This is a genomic window from Pseudomonas sp. Marseille-P9899 (assembly GCF_903166565.1).
Taxonomy (GTDB): Bacteria; Pseudomonadota; Gammaproteobacteria; order Pseudomonadales; family Pseudomonadaceae; genus Aquipseudomonas; species Aquipseudomonas huaxiensis.
On the sequence record NZ_CAESCG010000002.1, the window covers coordinates 116,126 to 136,789 of the forward strand.

A 20,664-nucleotide genomic window follows, 5' to 3' on the forward strand; every position below is an offset into this window, starting at 1 on the left:
ACCAGTCGGGGGCCGCTTGTCCGGCCCGGTCGCTCGATGACCCTCGCCGAACGCCGTATTTGAGTGGAGAAAACCATGAGTGCAGTCCAGAGCGTAGGTCCGCAAGCCCTGCCGGCCTTGCAGGAGCAGGTCGAGCAGATCATCGCCGAAGCGAAGCGCCAGGGCGCCAGTGCCTGTGAAGTGGCGGTATCGCTGGAGCAGGGGCTATCGACCTCGGTACGTCAGCGTGAAGTGGAAACGGTGGAATTCAACCGTGACCAGGGCTTCGGCATCACCCTCTATGTCGGCCAGCGCAAAGGCTCGGCCAGCACCTCGGCCAGCGGCAGCGAGGCGATTCGCGAGACGGTCGCCGCAGCGTTGGCCATCGCCAAACACACCTCTGAAGATGATTGCTCGGGGCTGGCCGATCCGGCGCTGATGGCCCGCGATCTTCAGGACTTCGACCTCTATCACGCCTGGGATATCACCCCCGAGCAGGCCATCGAAAAGGCGCTGGCCTGCGAGGCCGCGGCCTTCGATGCCGATGCGCGAATCAAGAACGCTGACGGCACGACCCTCAATACCCATCAGGGTTGCCGGGTCTACGGCAACAGCCACGGCTTCATCGGCGGTTACGCTTCGACCCGCCACAGCCTGAGTTGCGTGATGATCGCCGAAGGCGACGGGCAGATGCAGCGTGACTACTGGTACGACGTCAATCGCCAGGGCGAGTTGCTCGCCGATCCACGCAGCATCGGCCAGCGTGCGGCCCAGCGCGCGGCCAGCCGCCTGGGTGCGCGGCCGGTGCCGACTTGCGAAGTGCCGGTGCTGTTCTCCGCAGAACTGGCCGGTGGCCTGTTCGGCAGCTTCCTCTCGGCGATTTCCGGCGGCAACCTTTACCGCAAGTCGTCGTTCCTCGAAGGTACTCTCGGCCAGCAGTTGTTCCCGAGCTGGCTAACCCTCGACGAGCGTCCGCACCTGCCTCGCGCACTGGGCAGCGCCGCGTTCGACGGTGACGGTCTGGCGACCTACGCCAAACCGTTCGTCGAAAATGGCCAGTTGGTGTCCTACGTGCTCGGCACCTACTCAGGTCGCAAACTGGGCCTGCCCAGCACCGCCAACGCGGGCGGTGTGCACAACCTGTTCGTCACCCACGGTGTCGAGGACCAGGCCGCCCTGATCCGCCGCATGGGTCGCGGGTTGCTGGTAACCGAGTTGATGGGGCATGGCCTGAACATGGTGACCGGTGACTATTCCCGTGGTGCGGCGGGCTACTGGGTGGAAAATGGCGAGATCCAGTTCGCCGTTCAAGAGGTGACGATCGCCGGCAATATGAAAGACATGTTCCAGCAGATTGTCGCCATCGGTAGCGATCTTGAAACCCGTAGCAACATCCACACCGGCTCGATTCTGATCGAGCGCATGACCGTCGCGGGAAGCTGATTTCCCCACAGGGTCTGTTCACCCAAGGTGTTTCTGAAAGCCCGGCCTCTGCGCCGGGTTTTTTGTTTCTGCAGAAACGAGCTTGAACTGATTCTATTTATCAATTAATAATGAATATCATTACGATGGTGATGATATTCATGAAATCCGTCCTCCACGAATTGCCCTACCTCGAAAACTGGCGCTGGCTGAGCCGGCGTATCCGCTGTGCGCTCGAGCCCGACGAGCCGCGCGTGATCGAACACTATCTGGCCGAAGGTCGTTATCTGGTCTGTTGTACCGATACCTCGGCCTGGACCGTGGCCCTCACTTCTTTCCGTCTTCTGCTCGATACCGCCTGCGACCGTATGTTGCCGTGGCATTGGCGCTGCCTGTGTCTCGACCAGGCGTGGCGACCACTGCTGCAACTGCGCAAGCTCGATGGCGGCGAGCACGGCCAGCGTTGGCAGCCGCTGGCCCTGCAACTGGCGAACTGCACGCTGTTGCCTTCGATTTCTTCCGCTGAACTGATGCAAGGACTTGATGATGAGTAATACCCGTATCGAGCGTGACAGCATGGGTGAACTGCAGGTGCCGGCCGAGGCCCTGTACGGCGCCCAGACCCAGCGCGCGGTCAACAACTTCCCGATCAGCCAGCAACGCATGCCGGCGCAGTTCATTCGCGCACTGCTGCTGGCCAAGGCCGCGGCAGCCAAGGCCAACATCCAGCTCGAGCAAGTGAGCCGGGAGCAGGGCGAGGCCATCGTCGCAGCGGTCGAGCAACTGCTCGCCGGCGACTTCATGCAGCACTTCCCGGTGGATGTGTTCCAGACCGGTTCCGGCACCAGCTCCAACATGAACGCCAACGAAGTGATCGCGACCATCGCCAGCCGCGTGCTGGGCGACACGGTCAACCCGAACGATCACGTCAACTGCGGCCAGAGCAGCAACGACATCATCCCGACCACCATCCACGTCAGTGCCGCGCTGGCGTTGCACGAGCAACTGCTGCCGGCGCTGAACCACCTGGTCAAGGTGATCGAGGCCAAGGCCGAGCAGGTTCACCCGTTCGTCAAAACCGGCCGTACTCACCTGATGGACGCCATGCCGGTACGCATGAGCCAGGTGCTCGGCGGCTGGGCGCAGCAGATCAAGGCCAGCATCGGCCATCTGCAGGATGTTTTGCCGAGCCTGCAGGCGCTGGCGCAAGGCGGTACGGCTGTCGGCACTGGCATCAACGCGCACCCCGAGTTCTCCGGCCTGTTCGCCAAGCAGCTGAGCGGCCTTACCCAGGTCGAGTTCGTGCCAGGTGAAAACCTGTTCGCCCTGATCGGCTCCCAGGACACTGCGGTGGCGGCGTCCGGCCAGCTCAAGGTCACTGCAGTGGCGCTGATGAAGATCGCCAACGACCTGCGCTGGATGAACTCCGGTCCGCTGGCCGGCCTCGGCGAGATCGAGCTGGAAGGTCTGCAACCGGGCTCTTCGATCATGCCGGGCAAGGTCAATCCGGTGATTCCGGAAGCCACGGCGATGGTCGCCGCCCAGGTCATCGGCAACGACGCCACCATCGCTGTCGCCGGCCAGTCCGGCAACTTCGAGCTGAACGTGATGCTGCCGGTCATTGCCCTGAACCTGCTCAGCAGCATCGAGCTGATGGCCAATGCCAGCCGCTTGTTGGCTGAAAAGGCGATCGCCACCTTCAAGGTCAACGAGCCCAAGCTCAAGGAAGCGCTGTCGCGCAACCCGATCCTGGTCACCGCGCTGAACCCGATCATCGGCTACCAGAAGGCCGCCGAAATCGCCAAGACCGCTTACAAACAAGGGCGCCCGGTCATCGACGTCGCGCTGGAACATACCGAGCTGTCGCGTACCCAGCTGGAAGTCCTGCTGGATCCGGAAAAGCTCACCGCCGGCGGCATCTGACGCCGTTCACTGCTTTGGAGGTTTGCCATGCAGCATTGGAAACGCACCACAGAAATCGCCAACCGCCTGTTCAACCAGGGTGATCTGGTCGATGCCCGCGAGCTGTACTTGCAGGCCCTGGCCCTGGCCCAGGTGCTCTTCGAACGCTGGCATGACGCCGACGAAGCAGTGGCCGCCTGTGTGATCTCGCATCACAACCTGGCAGACCTTCATCTGCGCCTGAAGCAGCCGCAGGAAAGCGCTGAGTATCTCTGTGCGATCCATCAGCGGCTGCTGGGCGCCAGCCAGGACATGCGCCTGTCGCAGAACTTGCGCGAAGCAGCTCTGCGCCAGAGCGGAAAGACTTACACCGAACTGCTGAGTTTCATCAGCGAATACGGCCAGTATCCGCGCACCGAGCGCCTGCTTTACCGGCAGGAACCGCAGCCCGGTGTGCTGGCTGGTCAGGACCCCGTGACCCCACGAGCCTTCCAACAAGGAATTCACTAAATGCCTTACACCTTGCCTGCATTGCCTTACGCCTACGATGCGCTGGAACCGCACATCGACACCCAGACCATGCAGATCCACCACACCAAGCACCATCAGACCTACATCAACAACCTCAACGCCGCAGTTGATGGCACGGAGTGGGCTGAGTGGCCGGTGGAAAAACTGGTGGCTGCGGTCAAGCAACTGCCGCAAAACCTGCAGGCGGCGGTCATCAATCAGGGTGGCGGGCATGCCAACCATTCGCTGTTCTGGACTGTGATGTCGCCGACCGGTGGCGGCGTGCCACAAGACAGCGTGGCCAAGGCCATCGATGAGCAGCTTGGTGGCTTTGATGCCTTCAAGGATGCGTTCACCAAGGCGGCGCTGACCCGCTTCGGCAGCGGCTGGGCGTGGCTGAGCGTGACTCCCGAGAAGAAACTGGTCGTGGAAAGCAGTGGCAACCAGGACAGCCCGCTGATGAACGGCAATACGCCGATCCTCGGCCTGGACGTCTGGGAGCACGCCTACTACCTGCTGTACCAGAACCGTCGTCCGGAATACATCAACGCCTTCTACAACGTGGTCGACTGGGCCGAAGTAGAGCGGCGTTACGTTGCTGCCCTGGCGTGAGTGACAGACGGATGCGTTCGGATGTCTTGTCCATAGGCAGTGTGCGCTTGTTCCGTCTGGCCCTGGGTACCTTGCTGCTGTTGGTCGGCACGGCGTTGCTGGTCGTCAAAGGCATTGCCTGGCTCGATCTGGAGCCGCGGATGTTGCGGGCGCTGGAAGGCGGGGCGCTGTGTGCATTGGGCACGGCGCTTGGCGCGGTGCCGGTGCTGGTGATTCGCAATATGCCCGTGGCGCTGGCCGATACCCTCCTGGGGTTCGGAGCTGGCGTCATGCTGGCTGCCACAGCGTTCTCGCTGATCATTCCGGGGCTCGACGCTGCTCAGGCAGTGGGCTTCGGCAAGTGGGGCGCGGGCGGTCTGATCAGTTTCGGGCTGCTGTTCGGCGCGTTGTGCCTGTACCTCGTTGACCTCAAGGTTTCCGGGGTCTCGCCTGATGCGCTGGTAGCGTCGAGTACTCAGCCGGTGGTGCCTGCGCGGATCTGGGTGTTCGTGATCGCGATCATTGCCCACAACATTCCGGAAGGCATGGCCATCGGCGTTTCTGCCGGCGGCGGCATGCCGGATGCGGACAGCCTGGCGATGGGCATTGCCCTGCAGGACGTGCCGGAAGGCCTGGTGATTGCGTTGGTGCTGGCGGGAGCCGGGGTGGCGCGATTCAAGGCGTTCCTGATCGGTGCGGCATCCGGGCTGGTAGAGCCGGCGGCGGCACTGTTGTGCGCCTGGCTGGGGAAAGTGGCTGAACTGCTGCTACCGCTGGGCCTGGCCTTTGCGGCCGGGGCCATGTTGTTGGTGGTGACCCAGGAGATCATTCCCGAGTCACGGGCCAACGGGCACCATCGCCTGGCCAGTCTGGGGCTGTGTATCGGCTTCTGCCTGATGATGGTGATGGATACCGCGCTGTCCTGACAGCGCGGTTTACTCGCCTTCGTCGAACCGGTTGTTGATCAACTCGATCAGCGCGTCCAGTGCCGTTTCGCCATCTTCCCCTTCGGTGAGCAAATGCACCTTGGTGCCTTTGCCCGCCGCCAGCATCATGACCGCCATGATGCTCTTGCCATCGACCAGTTTGTCGGGGGTGCGCCCAATCTTCACGGTTGAGGAATACTTGCCCGCCACGCCAACGAACTTGGCTGCTGCACGGGCATGCAGCCCCAGCTTGTTGATGATCTCGATTTCGGTTGCGGGCATCGCGGGAGGGATCCTGTGGACTAGAGGTCGCGGTGGCGGACCTGAACGTTCTTCAATATGGGTTGCAGCAACTGCCCCAGTCGTTCGGTCAGGTAGACCGAGCGGTGGTGGCCGCCAGTGCAGCCAATGGCAATGGTGACATAGGCGCGATTGCTGGCGGCGAAGCGGGGCAGCCATTTGAGCAGGTAGGAGGAGATGTCCTGGAACATTTCCTCCACATCCGGCTGCGCGGCCAGATAATCGATGACCGGCTGATCCTGCCCGGAGTGCTCGCGCAGTTCGGGCTTCCAATAAGGGTTCGGCAGGCAGCGAACGTCGAACACTACGTCAGCATCGACCGGCATGCCGCGCTTGAAGCCAAAGGACTCGATCAGGAACGCGGTGCCCGGCTCAGGTTGGTTGAGCAGGCGAAGCTTGATCGAGTCACGCAGTTGATAGAGGTTGAGGCTGGTGGTGTCGATCTTCAGGTCGGCAAGATCGGCAATCGGGCTCAGCAACTCGCTTTCGACCCGGATTGCCTCGGCCAGCGAGCGGTCCTGGTTGGTCAGCGGGTGGCGTCGACGGGTCTCCGAAAAACGCTTGAGCAGGGTTTCTTCATCGGCGTCGAGATACAGCACATCGCACTGGATATGGCGCGCACGCGCGTCGTCCAGCAGCTCCGGAAAGCGTGTCAGGTGGCTCGGCAGGTTACGCGCGTCGATGGACACCGCGACCCGTGGCTGCAGCAATTCGGTATTGATCAGGGCGCTTTCCGCCAGCTGCGGGAGCAGGCCGGCGGGGAGGTTGTCGATGCAGTAGAAGCCGTTGTCCTCAAGGACGTCGAGGGCGGTGCTCTTGCCCGAGCCGGATCGGCCGCTGACGATGACGAGGCGCATGCTCAGGGCTCGTTCTGCACGTCCAGGACGACCTGGTACAGGGCGGTACTGCTGTTGGCCGCACGAAGCCGGTCGCGGACATCCTTGCGATCGAGCATGCTGGCAATCTGGCGCAACAGTTCAAGGTGGGCGTCGGTGGCAGCCTCGGGCACCAGCAGAACGAACAGCAGGTCTACCGGGGCGCCATCGATGGCGTCGAAATCTATGGGGGCATCCAGGTGAAGCAATGCGCTGACAGGGCTTGCACAGCCCTTGAGGCGGCAATGGGGAATGGCGATGCCATTGCCAAATCCTGTCGAGCCGAGTTTTTCTCGGGCAATCAGGGCTTCATAAACGGTCTGGCCGTCCAGATCAGGAACTTCTTTCCCGATCAGGTTGCCGATCTGTTCAAGTGCGCGCTTTTTACTGCCACCCGGCACGTTCACGAGGGAACGGCCGGGGGTCAGGATGGATTCAAGTCGGATCATGGATGAGGGGGATCAGCGTGCAGCCGTACCTTGCAGCAGGCTTTGCTGTTTTTCCTTGTGTTTTTTCAGTTGACGGTCGAGCTTGTCGGCCAAGGAGTCGATCGCGGCATACATGTCTGCATCTTCGGCGTTTGCTACCACTTCACCACCGGGAATTTGCAGGGTGGCCTCCACTTTCTGCTGGAGTTTCTCGACCTTCATGATCACCTGCACATTGGTGATCTTGTCGAAATGACTTGCTACACGCTTGAGCTTCTGCTCGACATAGTCGCGCAGCGGCGGAGTGACTTCTACATGATGTCCACTGATGTTGACTTGCATACTGCTTCTCCTTTGTTGCCGTGCATAAAGAGGCAGGTGTTGCGCCTGCCACTGAATTGCGATGGCACACCTCAGGGAAGGTCACATCAATCGCTTGCGCTCACTCGACGGTGCGATGCCGAGGGATTCGCGGTACTTGGCGACGGTGCGACGTGCTACCTGGATGCCTTGTGCCTCCAGTAAACCAGCGATCTTGCTGTCACTCAATGGCTTTTTCTGATTTTCCGCGGCAACCAGTTTTTTGATGATTGCGCGGATCGCCGTGGACGAGCATTCACCGCCTTCGGAGGTGCTGACGTGGCTGGAGAAAAAGTACTTCAGCTCATAGATTCCGCGGGGCGTGTGCATGTATTTCTGCGTGGTGACCCGGGAAATCGTCGATTCGTGCATGCCCACCGCTTCAGCGATGTCGTGCAGTACCAGCGGTTTCATCGCCTCGTCGCCATGGTCGAGGAAGCCGCGCTGGTGTTCGACGATCTGGGTCGCCACCTTCATCAGCGTCTCGTTGCGGCTTTGCAGGCTTTTGATGAACCAGCGAGCTTCCTGCAGTTGGTTGCGCATGAAGGTGTTGTCGGCGCTGGTGTCGGCGCGGCGAACGAAGCCGGCATATTGCGGGTTGACCCTCAGGCGCGGCACCGCTTCCTGGTTCAACTCCACCAGCCAGCGATCGCTGTCCTTGCGCACGATCACGTCGGGAACCACGTATTCGGGTTCGCTCGACTCGATCTGCGAGCCAGGGCGTGGATTCAGGCTCTGGACCAGTTCTATCACCTGGCGCAGCTCATCTTCCTTGAGCTTCATGCGGCGCATCAGCTGGCTGTAGTCGCGACTGCCGAGCAGGTCGATGTAATCGCTGACCAGTCGCTTGGCCTCGGCCATCCACGGTGTGTTGGCGGGCAGCTGGCGCAACTGCAGCAACAGGCATTCGCCCAGGTTGCGTGCGCCGATACCGGCGGGTTCGAACTGCTGGATGCGGTGCAGGACGGCTTCGATCTCGTCCAGTTCGATATCCAGTTCAGGGTCGAAGGATTCGCAGACTTCTTCCAGCGTCTCGTCGAGGTAGCCCTGGTTGTTGATGCAGTCGATCAGGGTTACAGCGATCAGTCGGTCGGTGTCCGACATCGGTGCCAGGTTCAACTGCCAGAGCAGGTGGCTTTGCAGGCTCTCGCCGGCCGATGTGCGGGTGGTGAAGTCCCACTCGTCATCGTCGTTGCTGGGCAGGCTGCTGGCGCTGGTCTGGTAGATGTCTTCCCAGGCGGTATCGACCGGAAGTTCGTTGGGGATGCGCTCGTTCCATTCGCCTTCTTCGAGGTTTTCCACGGTGGGCGCGGATTGCTCGAAGCTGCTCTCCTGGGACTCGGCAACAGGCTTGGACTCGGCGTTGTCGGCCATCGGGTCGCTGTTGTCGAAGTCTTCGCCTTCTTCCTGGCGCTCGAGCATCGGGTTGGACTCCAGGGCTTCCTGGATTTCCTGCTGCAGATCCAGTGTGGAGAGCTGGAGCAAACGGATAGCCTGTTGCAACTGCGGGGTCATCGTCAGTTGCTGGCCCATTCTTAGGACGAGCGATGGTTTCATGGCTGGGGCTTAACACCTTATTCGCCGGCGCGCATGCGCCATCAACTACAGGGGCGCGCGGGCGCCAATTCTAAGCAAGATATATGCCTGAAACTGTAACGTTTGCCTAGAGCGCTGTAACAATTAAGCCGCAATCGTGGCTGAATCGCAGCGCTCGGACCACTCCGATACGCGAGCCTACAGACGGAACTCGTGGCCCAGGTACACCTCTTTGACGAGCTGGTTGGCCAGGATGGTTTCCGAGTCGCCTTCGGCGATCAGTTGGCCATCGTTGACGATGTAAGCGGTTTCACAGATATCCAGCGTTTCACGGACGTTGTGGTCAGTGATCAGAACGCCAATGCCCTTGGCTTTCAGGTGGTGGATGATCTGCTTGATGTCGCCGACCGAGATCGGGTCGACACCGGCGAAGGGTTCATCGAGCAGGATGAACTTCGGTGCGGTAGCCAGGGCGCGGGCGATTTCCACGCGACGACGCTCGCCGCCGGACAGGCTCATGCCGAGGTTGTCGCGGATGTGGCTGATGTGGAATTCCTGCAGCAGGCTTTCCAGCTCCTTGCGACGGCCTTCGCGATCCAGTTCCTTGCGGGTTTCCAGGATCGCCATGATGTTGTCGGCCACCGACAGCTTGCGGAAGATCGAGGCTTCCTGGGGCAGGTAGCCGATGCCGGCGCGTGCGCGGCCGTGCATTGGCTGGTGGCTGACGTCCAGGTCGTCGATCAGCACGCGGCCCTGATCGGCCTGAACCAGGCCGACGATCATGTAGAAACAGGTGGTCTTGCCGGCGCCGTTAGGGCCGAGCAGGCCGACGATCTGTCCGCTGTCGATCGACAGGCTGACGTCACGCACGACTTGTCGGCTCTTGTAGCTCTTGGCCAAGTGCTGGGCTTTAAGGGTTGCCATTACTCGGCCTTCTTCTTCGGCTGGATCACCATGTCGATACGCTGACGTGGCTGGGTGACCTTCTGGTTGCCGGCGCGGCCTGCAGTGGCGACCTGAGTCTTGGAGTTGTAGACGATTTTCTCGCCTTCGGTCGTGTTGCCTTCATTCACCACCTTGGCCTTGTCGGTCAGGATGATCAGGTCTTTCTGAGCCTGGTACTGGATGTTGACTGCCCAGCCCTGCATCTTGTCCGGCTTCGCAGCGCTCTGCTGCTGCTCGAAGTAGGCAAGGTTGCCGACGGAGGTCACCACATCGATGTCGCCGTTTGGCGCACGAGTCAGGGTCACGGTGTTGCCTTTGATCATCATCGAACCTTGAGTGATGATCACGTCACCACGGTAGGTGGCGATACCTTGCTTGTCGTCCAGTTGGGCGTCGTCGGCCTGGATGCGAATGGGTTGATCGCGGTCGTTAGGCAGGGCCCAGACACTCGCGCTTCCCAGTGCTGCGCTCAGGCTGAGCAAAAAGGGGAGGGTTTTAACGAGCCTCATACTGTCCTCTTACGTTGGACAGCAGGTCCATCCTGCCGTCTTTCAAATACGCTTTCATTCCCTTGCCCGTAGTCACGCCACCGGCGCCGTCGATTCTAACGTCTTGCTCGGTTTGCGCATATTGCTTCTGCGGGAATACCGTCATGCGGCTGGAGGTAATGATGGTTGTGCGGCTCTGGTCGTCGGTGCGGGCAACCCGGACCGAGTCGATCAATTCAACTTCGGTGCCGTCCGGGTTGACCTCGCCACGAGCGCTCTGCACGTGCCATGGGTAGGCCGTGCCGCGATACATCTGCAGGTCTGGCGTAGTCAGCAATGTGACTTCGCTGGCCTTGAGGTGCTCGACCTTGTCCGCGGTCATTTCGTATTGCAGCTTGCCGTCAGGCAGATACTGCACACTGTGGGCGTTGATCGCATAGTAGTCGATAGCGCTTTCGTCGACCTGGGCAACGGGCTGGTCGAGGAAGCTCTCCGGACCGATATTCCAGTAGCCGACCGCTGCGAGCAGCGCGGCCATCACGCTGAACAGCGCGATATTGCGGATTTTCTTGCTGAACATGGCTGGCTCTACAGGTAATGGGCGTTTGCCGCTTCCAGGTTGCCCTGGGCTTGCAGGATCAGTTCGCAGAATTCGCGAGCCGCACCTTCGCCGCCGCGGGCCTGGGTAACGCCATGGGCGTGTTCGCGCACGAACGACGCGGCGTTGGCGACCGCCATGCCCAGGCCTACCCGGCGAATCACCGGCAGGTCAGGCAGGTCGTCGCCCAGGTAGGCGACCTCTTCATAGCTTAGGCCGAGCTGGCCGAGAAGTTCGTCCAGCACCACCAGTTTGTCCTCGCGACCCTGATACAGGTGCGGGATGCCGAGGTTCTTCGCGCGGCGCTCGACCACCGGGGTCTTGCGGCCGCTGATGATTGCGGTGGTCACGCCCGAGTTCATCAGCATCTTGATGCCTTGACCGTCGAGGGTGTTGAAGGTCTTGAATTCGCTGCCGTCTTCGAGGAAGTACAGGCGACCATCGGTCAGTACGCCATCCACGTCGAAAACGGCCAGCTTGATGGCCTTGCCACGTTGCAACAGGGTATTCATCACATCACTCCGGCGCGCAGCAGGTCGTGCATGTTCAGGGCTCCGACCGGACGGTCGGCCTTGTCGACCACTACCAGTGCGCTGATCTTGTGGTCTTCCATGATCTTCAGGGCCTCGGCGGCGAGCATGTCGGCGCGGGCGGTCTTGCCGTGGACGGTCATGACCTCTTCGATCAAGGTCTTGTGCACGTCGATATTGCGATCCAGGCTGCGACGCAGGTCGCCGTCAGTGAAGATTCCTGCCAGGCTGCCATCCGCTTCGGTCACGACGGTCATGCCCAAACCTTTGCGGGACATTTCAAGGAGCGCGTCCTTGAGCAGGGTGCCGCGTTGAACCTCGGGCAGTTCTTCGCCGGCATGCATCACGTTCTCGACCTTGAGCAGCAGGCGGCGACCCAGCGCGCCACCCGGATGGGAGAAGGCGAAGTCTTCAGCGGTGAAACCGCGGGCCTCGAGCAGGGCGATGGCCAGGGCGTCGCCCAGCACCAGTGCTGCGGTTGTCGAAGAGGTTGGCGCCAGGTTGAGCGGGCAGGCTTCCTGGGCGACGCGGGCGTCGAGGTTGACCTCGGCGGCCTTGGCCAATGGCGATTCAGGGTTGCCGGTGAGGCTGATGAGCTTGATGCCCAGGCGCTTGATCAGCGGCAACAGGGTAACGATTTCGGCGGTGGAGCCGGAATTGGACAGCGCCAGGATGATGTCGTCCCGGGTAATCATGCCCATGTCGCCGTGGCTCGCCTCGGCGGGGTGGACGAAAAATGCCGTGGTCCCGGTACTGGCCAGGGTCGCGGCAATCTTGTTGCCGATGTGGCCGGATTTGCCCATGCCCACCACCACAACGCGGCCCTTGCTCCCCAGGATCAGTTCGCAAGCCTTCACGAAGTCGGCGTCGATATGGGCCAGCAGGCCTTCTACCGCTTCGATTTCGTAGCGGATGGTGCGCTGTGCGGATTGGATCAGGTCGGTGGATTGGCTCATGTCGGAAATCGGGTTGCCTGATGAAAAGGCCGGGATTATAGCGGGAATGCACGAAAGCCTCACCTGCGGATTACCCGGCGTACGCCTGTTTGAGCGATTTGTCGCGTGCAGGTTCCACACCACAATGGCGCGTGATGGCCTGTACAGGGCCTGAACAGGCATCGCGATGGCCTTGGGAAGGGCCTGCCAGCGATGCTATAGTTCGCCACCAGTTCGGCCCGCTCGATACTTGCGTGCCTCCATGAAGGAGGCGTGCGTCTGAGTGACGTGGCTGCATCGCAAGGAGTCTAGATGAGCGTTGATAACGCCTACGCGGTCGAGTTGAAGGGTGTGACCTTCAAACGCGGTTCGCGCAGCATCTTCAATAATGTCGACATACGCATTCCCAAGGGCAAGGTCACCGGAATCATGGGGCCTTCGGGGTGTGGCAAGACCACGCTGCTGCGTCTGATGGGCGCGCAACTGCGGCCCGCCAGCGGCGAAGTCTGGGTCGCGGGACAGAACCTGCCGACCCTGTCGCGCAGTGACCTGTTCGACGCCCGCAAGCAGATGGGCGTGCTGTTCCAGAGTGGTGCGCTGTTCACCGACCTCGACGTGTTCGAGAACGTCGCATTCCCGCTGCGCGTCCATACCAAGCTGTCCGAGGAAATGATCCGCGACATCGTCCTGATGAAACTTCAGGCGGTGGGGCTGCGCGGCGCCATCGAGCTGATGCCGGATGAGCTGTCCGGTGGCATGAAGCGCCGTGTCGCGCTGGCGCGGGCGATTGCGCTGGACCCGCAGATCCTCATGTACGACGAGCCATTCGTCGGTCAGGACCCGATCGCCATGGGCGTGCTGGTGCGCCTGATCCGCCTGCTCAACGACGCCCTGGGCATCACCAGCATCGTGGTCTCTCACGATCTGGCGGAAACCGCGAGCATCGCCGACTACATTTATGTCGTGGGTGATGGCCAGGTACTCGGCCAGGGCACGCCCGAGGAACTGATGAACTCGGACAACCCGCGCATTCGCCAATTCATGAAAGGTGACCCCGACGGGCCGGTGCCTTTCCATTTTCCTGCGCCAGACTACCGCGCCGATCTCCTGGGGAAGCGTTAGATGCGCAGAAAATCCTTAATCGAACGTATCCGCCTTTTTGGCCGTTCGGCCATCGATGTGGTCGCGGTCATGGGGCGCTCCTGCCTTTTCCTGCTGCACGCCCTTGCGGGGCGTGGCGGTATCGGCGGTGGCTTCCAGTTGCTGGTTCGCCAGTTGTACTCCGTTGGCGTGATGTCGCTGGCGATCATCGTGGTTTCCGGTGTGTTCATTGGCATGGTGCTGTCGCTGCAAGGCTTCAGCATCCTCGCCAAGTATGGTTCGGAGCAGGCCGTGGGGCAGATGGTCGCCCTCACGCTGCTGCGTGAGCTGGGGCCGGTGGTGACTGCCTTGCTGTTCGCCGGACGTGCCGGTTCGGCGCTGACTGCCGAGATTGGCAACATGAAGTCCACCGAGCAGCTTTCCAGCCTGGAAATGATCGGCGTGGACCCGCTCAAGTACATCGTCGCGCCACGCTTGTGGGCCGGTTTCATTTCCCTGCCGCTGCTGGCGATGATCTTCAGCGTCGTCGGGATCTGGGGCGGTTCGTGGGTCGCGGTGGACTGGCTGGGCGTTTATGAAGGCTCGTTCTGGTCGAACATGCAGAACAGCGTGTCCTTCACCGACGACGTGCTCAATGGCGTTATCAAGAGCGTTGTATTTGCCTTCGTCGTTACCTGGATTGCCGTATTCCAAGGCTATGACTGTGAGCCCACTTCAGAGGGGATCAGTCGAGCCACCACCAGAACCGTGGTCTATGCCTCGTTGGCAGTCCTGGGACTGGACTTTATTCTGACCGCCTTGATGTTTGGAGATTTCTGATGCAAAACCGCACCCTGGAAATCGGTGTCGGCCTGTTCCTCCTGGCCGGGATCCTGGCGCTGCTCCTGCTGGCCCTGCGCGTCAGCGGCCTGTCCGCCAGCCCCAGCAGCGATACGTATAAACTTTATGCAAATTTCGACAATATCGCCGGTTTGACTGTCAGAGCAAAAGTGACCATGGCCGGTGTGACCATCGGCAAGGTCACGGCCATCGATCTGGACCGCGATACCTATACCGGTCGGGTGACCCTGCAACTGGAAAAAAGCGTAGACAACCTGCCTACCGACTCCACTGCATCGATCCTGACTGCCGGGCTGCTCGGCGAGAAGTACATTGGCATCAGCGTCGGCGGGGAAGAAGCCGTGCTCAAGGACGGCGGTGTCATTCATGACACCCAGTCGGCGCTGGTACTGGAAGATCTGATTGGCAAGTTCCTGCTCAATACCGTAGGCAAAGAAGCTAAATAAGGAGTTTCCATGATTTCCATCCTGCGACGCGGCTTGCTGGTGTTGCTGGCGGCCATGCCACTGCTGGCCGTTGCGGCGACCCAGTCGCCCAAAGAAGTGATCCAGACCACCACCACGCAATTGTTGTCCGACCTCAAGGCCAACAAGGAGCAGTACAAGACCAATCCTGGTGCGTTCTACGAGGCACTGAATGCCAACCTGGGTCCGGTGGTGGATGCCGACGGCATCTCGAAAAGCATCATGACCGTCAAGTACTCGCGCAAGGCGACCCCGGAGCAGATGCAGCGCTTCCAGGAAAACTTCAAGCGCAGCCTGATGCAGTTTTATGGCAACGCCTTGCTGGAGTACAACAACCAGGGCATCACCGTCGGCAACGAGAAAAACGACGGCGACGGGCGCGCCAGCGTCGATATGACAGTCAAGGGCAACAACGGCGCCGTCTATCCGGTGTCCTACACCCTGACCCTGCTCAACGGCGAATGGAAAGTGCGTAACGTCATCGTCAACGGCATCAACATCGGCAAGCTGTTCCGCGATCAGTTCGCCGATGCCATGAGCCGCAATGGCAACGACCTGGACAAGACCATCGACGGCTGGGCCGGCGAAGTCGCCAAGGCCAAGGAAGCCACTGCGGACGCAGCGGAGAAGCAGGCGCAATGAGTGGCGGCACGGTGCAATTGGCCGAGCCGGGCGTATTGAGCCTGGCCGGCACCCTCGATTACCGGTCCGGCCCGGTCCTGCGCGAGCAGGGCAAGGCGCTGATCGCATCGAGCCCGGCCAGCCAGCTGGTGCTCGATTGCACCGGCGTCGAGCGCTCCAGCAGTGTCGGACTGTCGTTGTTGCTGGGCTTCATGCGTGATGCCCAGGCGACCGGAAAGCAGTTCGAGGTCCGCGGCATGCCCCACGGCATGCGGGAAATCGCTGAAGTCTACGGTCTGGACGAGTTGCTGACGCTGCAGTGACGACCACGCGAATCGTGGCCCCTCTGTCAGAGTCCTCGTTTACGGGGTTCGCAGGCGAGGGGCTTTTTTGTATGATGGCCGACCCGCGCGCACAGGGCGCCGATCGAGGTTGAGCATGCAGGCCGTAGAAGTTAAGAACTTCCTTGAAGAAAAGTTGCCGGACACCCGGGTCGAAGTTGAAGGCGAAGGCTGCAACTTCCAATTGAACGTAATCAGCGACGAGCTGGCGGCATTGAGCCCGGTCAAGCGTCAGCAGCAGATCTATGCTCACCTTAACCCGTGGATCACCGATGGCAGCATCCACGCGGTCACCATGAAATTTTTCAGCAGCGCAGCCTGGGCTGAGCGCACCTGAGCCACCTGTGGCGGCGAGAATCCAAATGGACAAACTGATTATTACTGGCGGCGCTCGTCTTGACGGCGAGATCCGCATCTCCGGTGCCAAGAACGCGGCCCTGCCGATTCTGGCCGGCACCTTGCTGTGCGACGGCCCGGTTACCGTGGGCAACCTGCCGCACCTGCACGACATAACCACCATGATCGAGCTGTTCGGGCGCATGGGCATCGAGCCTGTGATCGACGAGAAGCTGGCGGTGGAAATCGATCCACGCACCATCAAGACCCTGGTCGCGCCGTACGAGCTGGTGAAAACCATGCGCGCCTCGATCCTGGTGCTGGGCCCGATGGTTGCCCGTTTCGGCGAAGCCGAAGTCGCCCTGCCTGGCGGTTGCGCCATCGGCTCGCGTCCGGGTGACCTGCACATTCGCGGCCTGGAAGCCATGGGCGCGAAGATCGAGGTCGAAGGCGGCTACATCAAGGCCAAGGCGCCTGAAGGCGGCCTGCGCGGTGCGCACTTCTTCTTCGATACCGTCAGCGTGACCGGTACCGAGAACATCATGATGGCCGCTGCACTGGCCAAAGGCCGCAGCGTGCTGCAGAACGCCGCGCGCGAGCCTGAAGTGGTCGACCTGGCCAACTTCCTGATCGCCATGGGCGCCAAGATCCAGGGCGCTGGCACCGACACTATCACCATCGATGGCGTCGAGCGCCTGGGTTCTGCGACCTACCGCGTGATGCCCGACCGTATCGAGACCGGTACCTACCTGGTTGCTGCTGCCGTCACTGGCGGTCGCGTCAAGGTCAAGGACACCGATCCGACCATCCTCGAAGCGGTCCTGGAAAAACTCAAGGAAGCTGGCGCCGAGATCACCACCGGTGAAGACTGGATCGAGCTGAACATGCACGGCAAACGGCCGAAAGCCGTCAACCTGCGTACCGCTCCGTACCCGGCGTTCCCGACCGACATGCAGGCGCAGTTCATCTCGCTCAACGCCATTGCCGAAGGCACTGGTGCGGTGATCGAGACGATCTTCGAAAACCGCTTCATGCACGTCTACGAAATGCATCGCATGGGCGCGCAGATCCAGGTCGAGGGCAACACCGCCATCGTCACCGGGACCAAGACCCTCAAGGGCGCGCCAGTAATGGCCACCGACCTGCGGGCTTCCGCCAGCCTGGTGCTGTCGGCGCTGGTCGCCGAAGGTGACACCCTGATCGATCGCATCTACCACATAGACCGTGGCTACGAGTGCATCGAGGAAAAACTGCAGATGCTGGGCGCGAAGATCCGCCGCGTACCGGGCTAGTCTGCCTGCGGCGCAAGGACGCGCCACGAATTGAATTGAACGCCGCCGGTTGCCTGCATGGGCCGGCGGCTTTAAGCCGCATAAGGACCGACGTTTCCCATGTTGACCATCGCGCTGTCCAAGGGCCGCATTCTCGACGATACCCTGCCGCTGCTGGCGGAAGCGGGCATCGTCCCGACCGAGAATCCGGATAAAAGCCGCAAACTGATCATCCCCACGACCCAGGACGATGTACGCCTGCTGATCGTGCGGGCCACCGACGTGCCGACCTATGTCGAGCATGGTGCCGCCGATCTGGGTGTGGCCGGCAAGGACGTGCTGATGGAATACGGCGGCCAGGGCATGTATGAGCCGCTGGACCTGAAGATCGCCTGCTGCAAGCTGATGACTGCGGGTGCCATCGGCGCGCCGGAGCCCAAGGGCCGCCTGCGCGTGGCGACCAAGTTCGTCAACGTTGCCAAGCGCTACTACGCCGAACAGGGCCGTCAGGTCGACATCATCAAGCTGTACGGCTCGATGGAGCTGGCACCGCTGGTCAACCTCGCCGACAAGATCATCGACGTGGTCGACACCGGCAACACCCTGCGCGCCAACGGCCTGGAACCCCAGGAAGTCATCGCCACCATCAGCTCCCGCCTGGTGGTCAACAAAGCATCCATGAAGATGCAGCACGCCCGCATCCAGAGCCTGATCGACACCCTGCGTCAGGCGGTGGAATCGCGACACCGCGACTGACCTCTGCGCGCGACGTTCGGTCGCGCCCGTCTATCCGCGTCATAGCCAATTATCTCGGGTGCCCGCGCGTATGGACTGGTAGCTTAAGGGCGCCTGAGCATTCGCCAATTACCGAGGCCTTAGCTATGACCACGTCCACTGCAATTCGCCGACTCAATGCCGCTGACCCGGATTTCGCCCGACATCTGGATCATCTGCTGAGCTGGGAAAGCGTGTCCGACGACGCGGTCAACCAGCGGGTCCTCGACATCATCAAGGCCGTGCGCGAGCGCGGCGATGCGGCGCTGGTGGAGTTCACCCAGCGTTTCGACGGTGTCGACGCCAAATCCATCGATGACCTGATTCTCGGCCGCGAGCGCCTGGAACTGGCTCTGACCCGGATTACCCCGGAGCAGCGTCAGGCCCTGGAAAAGGCCGCGGAGCGCGTGCGTATCTACCACGAGCGGCAGAAGCAGGATTCCTGGACCTACACCGAAGCCGACGGCACCGTCCTCGGCCAGAAAGTCACCCCACTGGACCGCGCTGGCCTGTACGTACCGGGCGGCAAGGCATCGTACCCGTCTTCGGTATTGATGAACGCCATTCCGGCCAAGGTCGCCGGCGTCAAGGAAGTGGTGATGGTGGTGCCGACTCCGCGTGGCGAGATCAATGAGCTGGTGCTGGCGGCGGCGTGCATCGCCGGCGTCGACCGGGTCTTTACCATCGGTGGCGCCCAGGCGGTCGCGGCCCTGGCTTATGGCACCGAGAGCGTGCCGCAGGTGGACAAGGTGGTCGGCCCGGGCAACATCTACGTTGCCACCGCCAAGCGCCATGTATTCGGCCAGGTGGGCATCGACATGATCGCCGGCCCTTCGGAAATCCTCGTGGTCTGCGATGGCCAGACCGATCCGGACTGGATCGCCATGGACCTGTTCTCCCAGGCCGAGCACGACGAGGACGCCCAGTCGATTCTGGTCAGCCCGGACGCCGAGTTCCTCGACCGTGTCGCCGCCAGCATCGACAAGCTGCTGCCGACCATGGACCGTGCCGAGATCATCCGCACCTCGATCAACGGCCGTGGCGCGCTGATCCATGTCCGTGACATGGAGCAGGCGATCGAAGTCGCCAACCGCATCGCGCCGGAACACCTGGAGTTGTCGGTTGCCGATCCGCAAGCCTGGCTGCCGCAGATCCGCCACGCCGGCGCGATCTTCATGGGCCGCCACACCAGCGAAGCGCTGGGCGACTACTGCGCCGGGCCGAACCACGTGCTGCCGACCTCCGGCACCGCGCGTTTCTCCTCGCCGCTGGGGGTGTATGACTTCCAGAAGCGTTCGTCGATCATCTTCTGCTCCGAACAGGGTGCTTCCGAGCTGGGCAAGACCGCTTCGGTCCTGGCCCGCGGCGAATCCCTCAGCGCCCACGCGCGCAGTGCCGAATACCGCATCCTTGCCGACCAAGAGGGCAACTGAACATGAGTAAATTCTGGAGCCCGTTCGTCAAGGACCTGGTGCCTTACGTCCCGGGTGAGCAGCCGAAGCTGACCAAGCTGGTCAAGCTCAACACCAACGAGAACCCCTATGGCCCGTCGCCGAAGGCGCTCGACGCCATGCGCGCCGAGCTGAACGACAACCTGCGCCTGTACCCGGACCCGAACAGCGACCTGCTCAAGCAGGCCGTTGCCCGTTACTACGACGTGCAGCCAGGCCAGGTGTTTCTCGGCAACGGCTCGGACGAAGTGCTGGCGCACATCTTCCACGGCCTGTTCCAGCACGACGCGCCGCTGCTGTTCCCGGATATCAGCTACAGCTTCTATCCGGTCTACTGCGGCCTGTACGGCATTCCCTTCGAGCCGGTGGCGCTGGACGAGCAGTTCCAGATCCGCGTCGCGGACTACCGCAAGCCCAATGCCGGGATCATCTTCCCCAACCCCAATGCGCCGACCGGCTGCCTGCTGGCGCTGGACGCCATTGAGCAACTGCTTCAGGCCAACACCGAGTCGGTGGTGGTAGTGGATGAGGCCTACATCGACTTCGGCGGCGAGACCGCCATCAGTCTGGTGGATCGCTACCCGAACCTGCTGGTGACCCAGACCCTGTCCAAGTCGCGCTCGCTGGCGGGGCTGCGGGTCGGCCTGGCGGTGGGCCATCCGGACCTGATCGAGGCGCTGGAGCGGATCAAGAACAGCTTCAACTCCTACCCGCTGGATCGCCTGGCCATCGTTGGTGCGGCGGCGGCTTTCGACGACCGCGAGTATTTCGAAGAAACCTGCAACAAGGTCATCGCCAGCCGCGAGAAACTGGTGGGCGAACTGACTGCCCGTGGTTTCGACGTGCTGCCGTCTGCGGCCAACTTCATCTTCACTCGCCATCCGCAGCAGGATGCCGGTGAACTGGCGGGCAAACTGCGGGAGCAAGGGGTGATCGTGCGTCACTTCAAGCTGCCGCGGATCAGCCAGTTCCTGCGTATCACCATCGGTACCGAAGAGCAGAATCAGGCGTTGCTTGACGCTTTGAGCTGATCCGACACATCGCGAGCAAGCTCGCTCCTACAGAGATGATGGAACTCTGTAGGAGCGAGCTCGTCGGGGCGCCGAACCGTCGCGATGCCTCATCCCCGTTTGCTTTCCA

26 protein-coding genes are annotated in these 20,664 nt (G+C 61.7%); 16 read left to right on the plus strand and 10 right to left on the minus strand.

Annotation, left to right across the window (positions count from 1 at the left end):
* Positions 1-75: 75 nt before the first annotated feature.
* The 6 genes from pmbA to HWV67_RS09795 all read left to right on the plus strand — a co-directional run bounded on the left by pmbA (position 76) and on the right by HWV67_RS09795 (position 5,330).
* A complete protein-coding gene (gene pmbA / locus HWV67_RS09770) occupies positions 76-1,422 on the plus strand; it encodes a metalloprotease PmbA (protein WP_095159599.1) in 1,347 nt (448 codons plus the stop codon).
* Between the two features lie 131 nt (positions 1,423-1,553).
* On the plus strand, positions 1,554-1,955 hold the full coding sequence (locus HWV67_RS09775; protein ID WP_095159625.1) for a FagA protein: 402 nt from the start codon (positions 1,554-1,556) through the stop codon (positions 1,953-1,955).
* Entirely contained in the window at positions 1,948-3,324 is a 1,377-nt protein-coding gene (locus HWV67_RS09780) for a class II fumarate hydratase (RefSeq protein WP_175651080.1), read from the plus strand. Before HWV67_RS09775 ends, HWV67_RS09780 begins: the two co-directional genes overlap by 8 nt.
* A 27-nt stretch (positions 3,325-3,351) precedes the next feature.
* The gene (locus HWV67_RS09785; protein ID WP_175651081.1) at positions 3,352-3,813 is read left to right on the plus strand and encodes a tetratricopeptide repeat protein; all 462 of its coding nucleotides are present in this window, start codon (positions 3,352-3,354) and stop codon (positions 3,811-3,813) included.
* Positions 3,814-4,425: a superoxide dismutase gene (locus HWV67_RS09790; protein WP_095159602.1), complete on the plus strand. Its 612-nt coding sequence runs from the start codon at positions 3,814-3,816 to the stop codon at positions 4,423-4,425.
* Between the two features lie 11 nt (positions 4,426-4,436).
* Positions 4,437-5,330 carry a ZIP family metal transporter gene (locus HWV67_RS09795; protein WP_175651082.1) on the plus strand — a complete coding sequence of 298 codons (894 nt, stop codon included), beginning with the start codon at positions 4,437-4,439 and terminating at the stop codon, positions 5,328-5,330.
* A gap of 9 nt (positions 5,331-5,339) precedes the next feature.
* Here HWV67_RS09795 and HWV67_RS09800 read toward each other — a convergent pair whose 3' ends face one another.
* The 10 genes from HWV67_RS09800 to HWV67_RS09845 all read right to left on the minus strand — a co-directional run bounded on the left by HWV67_RS09800 (position 5,340) and on the right by HWV67_RS09845 (position 12,346).
* Positions 5,340-5,612 (minus strand): HPr family phosphocarrier protein, encoded by a 273-nt coding sequence (locus tag HWV67_RS09800; protein ID WP_175651083.1) that lies wholly within the window; start codon positions 5,610-5,612, stop codon positions 5,340-5,342.
* A gap of 20 nt (positions 5,613-5,632) precedes the next feature.
* Entirely contained in the window at positions 5,633-6,487 is an 855-nt protein-coding gene (gene rapZ / locus HWV67_RS09805; RefSeq protein ID WP_095159605.1) for an RNase adapter RapZ, read from the minus strand.
* 2 nt (positions 6,488-6,489) lie between these two features.
* Complete coding sequence (gene ptsN / locus HWV67_RS09810) at positions 6,490-6,954, minus strand: PTS IIA-like nitrogen regulatory protein PtsN (protein WP_095159606.1); 465 nt, start codon at positions 6,952-6,954, stop codon at positions 6,490-6,492.
* 12 nt (positions 6,955-6,966) lie between these two features.
* Entirely contained in the window at positions 6,967-7,275 is a 309-nt protein-coding gene (hpf, locus tag HWV67_RS09815) for a ribosome hibernation-promoting factor, HPF/YfiA family (protein ID WP_095159607.1), read from the minus strand.
* A gap of 81 nt (positions 7,276-7,356) precedes the next feature.
* Positions 7,357-8,850 (minus strand): RNA polymerase factor sigma-54, encoded by a 1,494-nt coding sequence (locus tag HWV67_RS09820; protein ID WP_095159608.1) that lies wholly within the window; start codon positions 8,848-8,850, stop codon positions 7,357-7,359.
* Positions 8,851-9,027: 177 nt separating this feature from the next.
* The gene (lptB, locus tag HWV67_RS09825; protein ID WP_095159609.1) at positions 9,028-9,753 is read right to left on the minus strand and encodes an LPS export ABC transporter ATP-binding protein; all 726 of its coding nucleotides are present in this window, start codon (positions 9,751-9,753) and stop codon (positions 9,028-9,030) included.
* Entirely contained in the window at positions 9,753-10,283 is a 531-nt protein-coding gene (lptA, locus tag HWV67_RS09830) for a lipopolysaccharide transport periplasmic protein LptA (protein ID WP_175651084.1), read from the minus strand. The genes lptB and lptA overlap by 1 nt, the downstream gene beginning before the upstream one ends.
* Positions 10,270-10,842 carry an LPS export ABC transporter periplasmic protein LptC gene (lptC, locus tag HWV67_RS09835; RefSeq protein ID WP_175651085.1) on the minus strand — a complete coding sequence of 191 codons (573 nt, stop codon included), beginning with the start codon at positions 10,840-10,842 and terminating at the stop codon, positions 10,270-10,272. Before lptC ends, lptA begins: the two co-directional genes overlap by 14 nt.
* A gap of 8 nt (positions 10,843-10,850) precedes the next feature.
* Positions 10,851-11,372 carry a KdsC family phosphatase gene (locus HWV67_RS09840; protein WP_110968101.1) on the minus strand — a complete coding sequence of 174 codons (522 nt, stop codon included), beginning with the start codon at positions 11,370-11,372 and terminating at the stop codon, positions 10,851-10,853.
* The gene (locus HWV67_RS09845) at positions 11,372-12,346 is read right to left on the minus strand and encodes a KpsF/GutQ family sugar-phosphate isomerase (protein WP_175651086.1); all 975 of its coding nucleotides are present in this window, start codon (positions 12,344-12,346) and stop codon (positions 11,372-11,374) included. The genes HWV67_RS09840 and HWV67_RS09845 overlap by 1 nt, the downstream gene beginning before the upstream one ends.
* Positions 12,347-12,637: 291 nt before the next feature.
* Between HWV67_RS09845 and HWV67_RS09850 the strand changes: the two genes are divergently transcribed.
* The 10 genes from HWV67_RS09850 to hisC all read left to right on the plus strand — a co-directional run bounded on the left by HWV67_RS09850 (position 12,638) and on the right by hisC (position 20,555).
* Positions 12,638-13,447: an ATP-binding cassette domain-containing protein gene (locus HWV67_RS09850; protein WP_175651087.1), complete on the plus strand. Its 810-nt coding sequence runs from the start codon at positions 12,638-12,640 to the stop codon at positions 13,445-13,447.
* Entirely contained in the window at positions 13,448-14,245 is a 798-nt protein-coding gene (mlaE, locus tag HWV67_RS09855) for a lipid asymmetry maintenance ABC transporter permease subunit MlaE (RefSeq protein WP_175651088.1), read from the plus strand. It abuts the gene before it with no gap.
* On the plus strand, positions 14,245-14,712 hold the full coding sequence (gene mlaD / locus HWV67_RS09860; protein WP_095159616.1) for an outer membrane lipid asymmetry maintenance protein MlaD: 468 nt from the start codon (positions 14,245-14,247) through the stop codon (positions 14,710-14,712). Before mlaE ends, mlaD begins: the two co-directional genes overlap by 1 nt.
* Positions 14,713-14,721: 9 nt before the next feature.
* A complete protein-coding gene (locus HWV67_RS09865) occupies positions 14,722-15,372 on the plus strand; it encodes an MlaC/ttg2D family ABC transporter substrate-binding protein (protein WP_095159617.1) in 651 nt (216 codons plus the stop codon).
* A complete protein-coding gene (locus tag HWV67_RS09870; RefSeq protein WP_175651089.1) occupies positions 15,369-15,674 on the plus strand; it encodes an STAS domain-containing protein in 306 nt (101 codons plus the stop codon). The genes HWV67_RS09865 and HWV67_RS09870 overlap by 4 nt, the downstream gene beginning before the upstream one ends.
* 115 nt (positions 15,675-15,789) lie before the next feature.
* Complete coding sequence (locus HWV67_RS09875; protein ID WP_095159619.1) at positions 15,790-16,029, plus strand: BolA family protein; 240 nt, start codon at positions 15,790-15,792, stop codon at positions 16,027-16,029.
* Between the two features lie 25 nt (positions 16,030-16,054).
* A complete protein-coding gene (gene murA / locus HWV67_RS09880) occupies positions 16,055-17,320 on the plus strand; it encodes a UDP-N-acetylglucosamine 1-carboxyvinyltransferase (protein ID WP_175651090.1) in 1,266 nt (421 codons plus the stop codon).
* Positions 17,321-17,419: 99 nt separating this feature from the next.
* A complete protein-coding gene (hisG, locus tag HWV67_RS09885; RefSeq protein WP_095159621.1) occupies positions 17,420-18,055 on the plus strand; it encodes an ATP phosphoribosyltransferase in 636 nt (211 codons plus the stop codon).
* A gap of 125 nt (positions 18,056-18,180) precedes the next feature.
* A complete protein-coding gene (hisD, locus tag HWV67_RS09890; protein WP_095159622.1) occupies positions 18,181-19,506 on the plus strand; it encodes a histidinol dehydrogenase in 1,326 nt (441 codons plus the stop codon).
* Between the two features lie 2 nt (positions 19,507-19,508).
* Positions 19,509-20,555 carry a histidinol-phosphate transaminase gene (gene hisC / locus HWV67_RS09895; protein WP_175651091.1) on the plus strand — a complete coding sequence of 349 codons (1,047 nt, stop codon included), beginning with the start codon at positions 19,509-19,511 and terminating at the stop codon, positions 20,553-20,555.
* Positions 20,556-20,664: the final 109 nt, after the last annotated feature.

Coding starts and splice junctions, on each gene's coding strand:
- pmbA (WP_095159599.1), top strand. CDS start 76: ATGAGTGCAGTCCAGAGCGTAGGTCCGCAAGCCCTGCCGGCCTTGCAG.
- HWV67_RS09775 (WP_095159625.1), top strand. CDS start 1,554: ATGATATTCATGAAATCCGTCCTCCACGAATTGCCCTACCTCGAAAAC.
- HWV67_RS09780 (WP_175651080.1), top strand. CDS start 1,948: ATGAGTAATACCCGTATCGAGCGTGACAGCATGGGTGAACTGCAGGTG.
- HWV67_RS09785 (WP_175651081.1), top strand. CDS start 3,352: ATGCAGCATTGGAAACGCACCACAGAAATCGCCAACCGCCTGTTCAAC.
- HWV67_RS09790 (WP_095159602.1), top strand. CDS start 3,814: ATGCCTTACACCTTGCCTGCATTGCCTTACGCCTACGATGCGCTGGAA.
- HWV67_RS09795 (WP_175651082.1), top strand. CDS start 4,437: ATGCGTTCGGATGTCTTGTCCATAGGCAGTGTGCGCTTGTTCCGTCTG.
- HWV67_RS09800 (WP_175651083.1), bottom strand. CDS start 5,612: ATGCCCGCAACCGAAATCGAGATCATCAACAAGCTGGGGCTGCATGCC.
- rapZ (WP_095159605.1), bottom strand. CDS start 6,487: ATGCGCCTCGTCATCGTCAGCGGCCGATCCGGCTCGGGCAAGAGCACC.
- ptsN (WP_095159606.1), bottom strand. CDS start 6,954: ATGATCCGACTTGAATCCATCCTGACCCCCGGCCGTTCCCTCGTGAAC.
- hpf (WP_095159607.1), bottom strand. CDS start 7,275: ATGCAAGTCAACATCAGTGGACATCATGTAGAAGTCACTCCGCCGCTG.
- HWV67_RS09820 (WP_095159608.1), bottom strand. CDS start 8,850: ATGAAACCATCGCTCGTCCTAAGAATGGGCCAGCAACTGACGATGACC.
- lptB (WP_095159609.1), bottom strand. CDS start 9,753: ATGGCAACCCTTAAAGCCCAGCACTTGGCCAAGAGCTACAAGAGCCGA.
- lptA (WP_175651084.1), bottom strand. CDS start 10,283: ATGAGGCTCGTTAAAACCCTCCCCTTTTTGCTCAGCCTGAGCGCAGCA.
- lptC (WP_175651085.1), bottom strand. CDS start 10,842: ATGTTCAGCAAGAAAATCCGCAATATCGCGCTGTTCAGCGTGATGGCC.
- HWV67_RS09840 (WP_110968101.1), bottom strand. CDS start 11,372: ATGAATACCCTGTTGCAACGTGGCAAGGCCATCAAGCTGGCCGTTTTC.
- HWV67_RS09845 (WP_175651086.1), bottom strand. CDS start 12,346: ATGAGCCAATCCACCGACCTGATCCAATCCGCACAGCGCACCATCCGC.
- HWV67_RS09850 (WP_175651087.1), top strand. CDS start 12,638: ATGAGCGTTGATAACGCCTACGCGGTCGAGTTGAAGGGTGTGACCTTC.
- mlaE (WP_175651088.1), top strand. CDS start 13,448: ATGCGCAGAAAATCCTTAATCGAACGTATCCGCCTTTTTGGCCGTTCG.
- mlaD (WP_095159616.1), top strand. CDS start 14,245: ATGCAAAACCGCACCCTGGAAATCGGTGTCGGCCTGTTCCTCCTGGCC.
- HWV67_RS09865 (WP_095159617.1), top strand. CDS start 14,722: ATGATTTCCATCCTGCGACGCGGCTTGCTGGTGTTGCTGGCGGCCATG.
- HWV67_RS09870 (WP_175651089.1), top strand. CDS start 15,369: ATGAGTGGCGGCACGGTGCAATTGGCCGAGCCGGGCGTATTGAGCCTG.
- HWV67_RS09875 (WP_095159619.1), top strand. CDS start 15,790: ATGCAGGCCGTAGAAGTTAAGAACTTCCTTGAAGAAAAGTTGCCGGAC.
- murA (WP_175651090.1), top strand. CDS start 16,055: ATGGACAAACTGATTATTACTGGCGGCGCTCGTCTTGACGGCGAGATC.
- hisG (WP_095159621.1), top strand. CDS start 17,420: ATGTTGACCATCGCGCTGTCCAAGGGCCGCATTCTCGACGATACCCTG.
- hisD (WP_095159622.1), top strand. CDS start 18,181: ATGACCACGTCCACTGCAATTCGCCGACTCAATGCCGCTGACCCGGAT.
- hisC (WP_175651091.1), top strand. CDS start 19,509: ATGAGTAAATTCTGGAGCCCGTTCGTCAAGGACCTGGTGCCTTACGTC.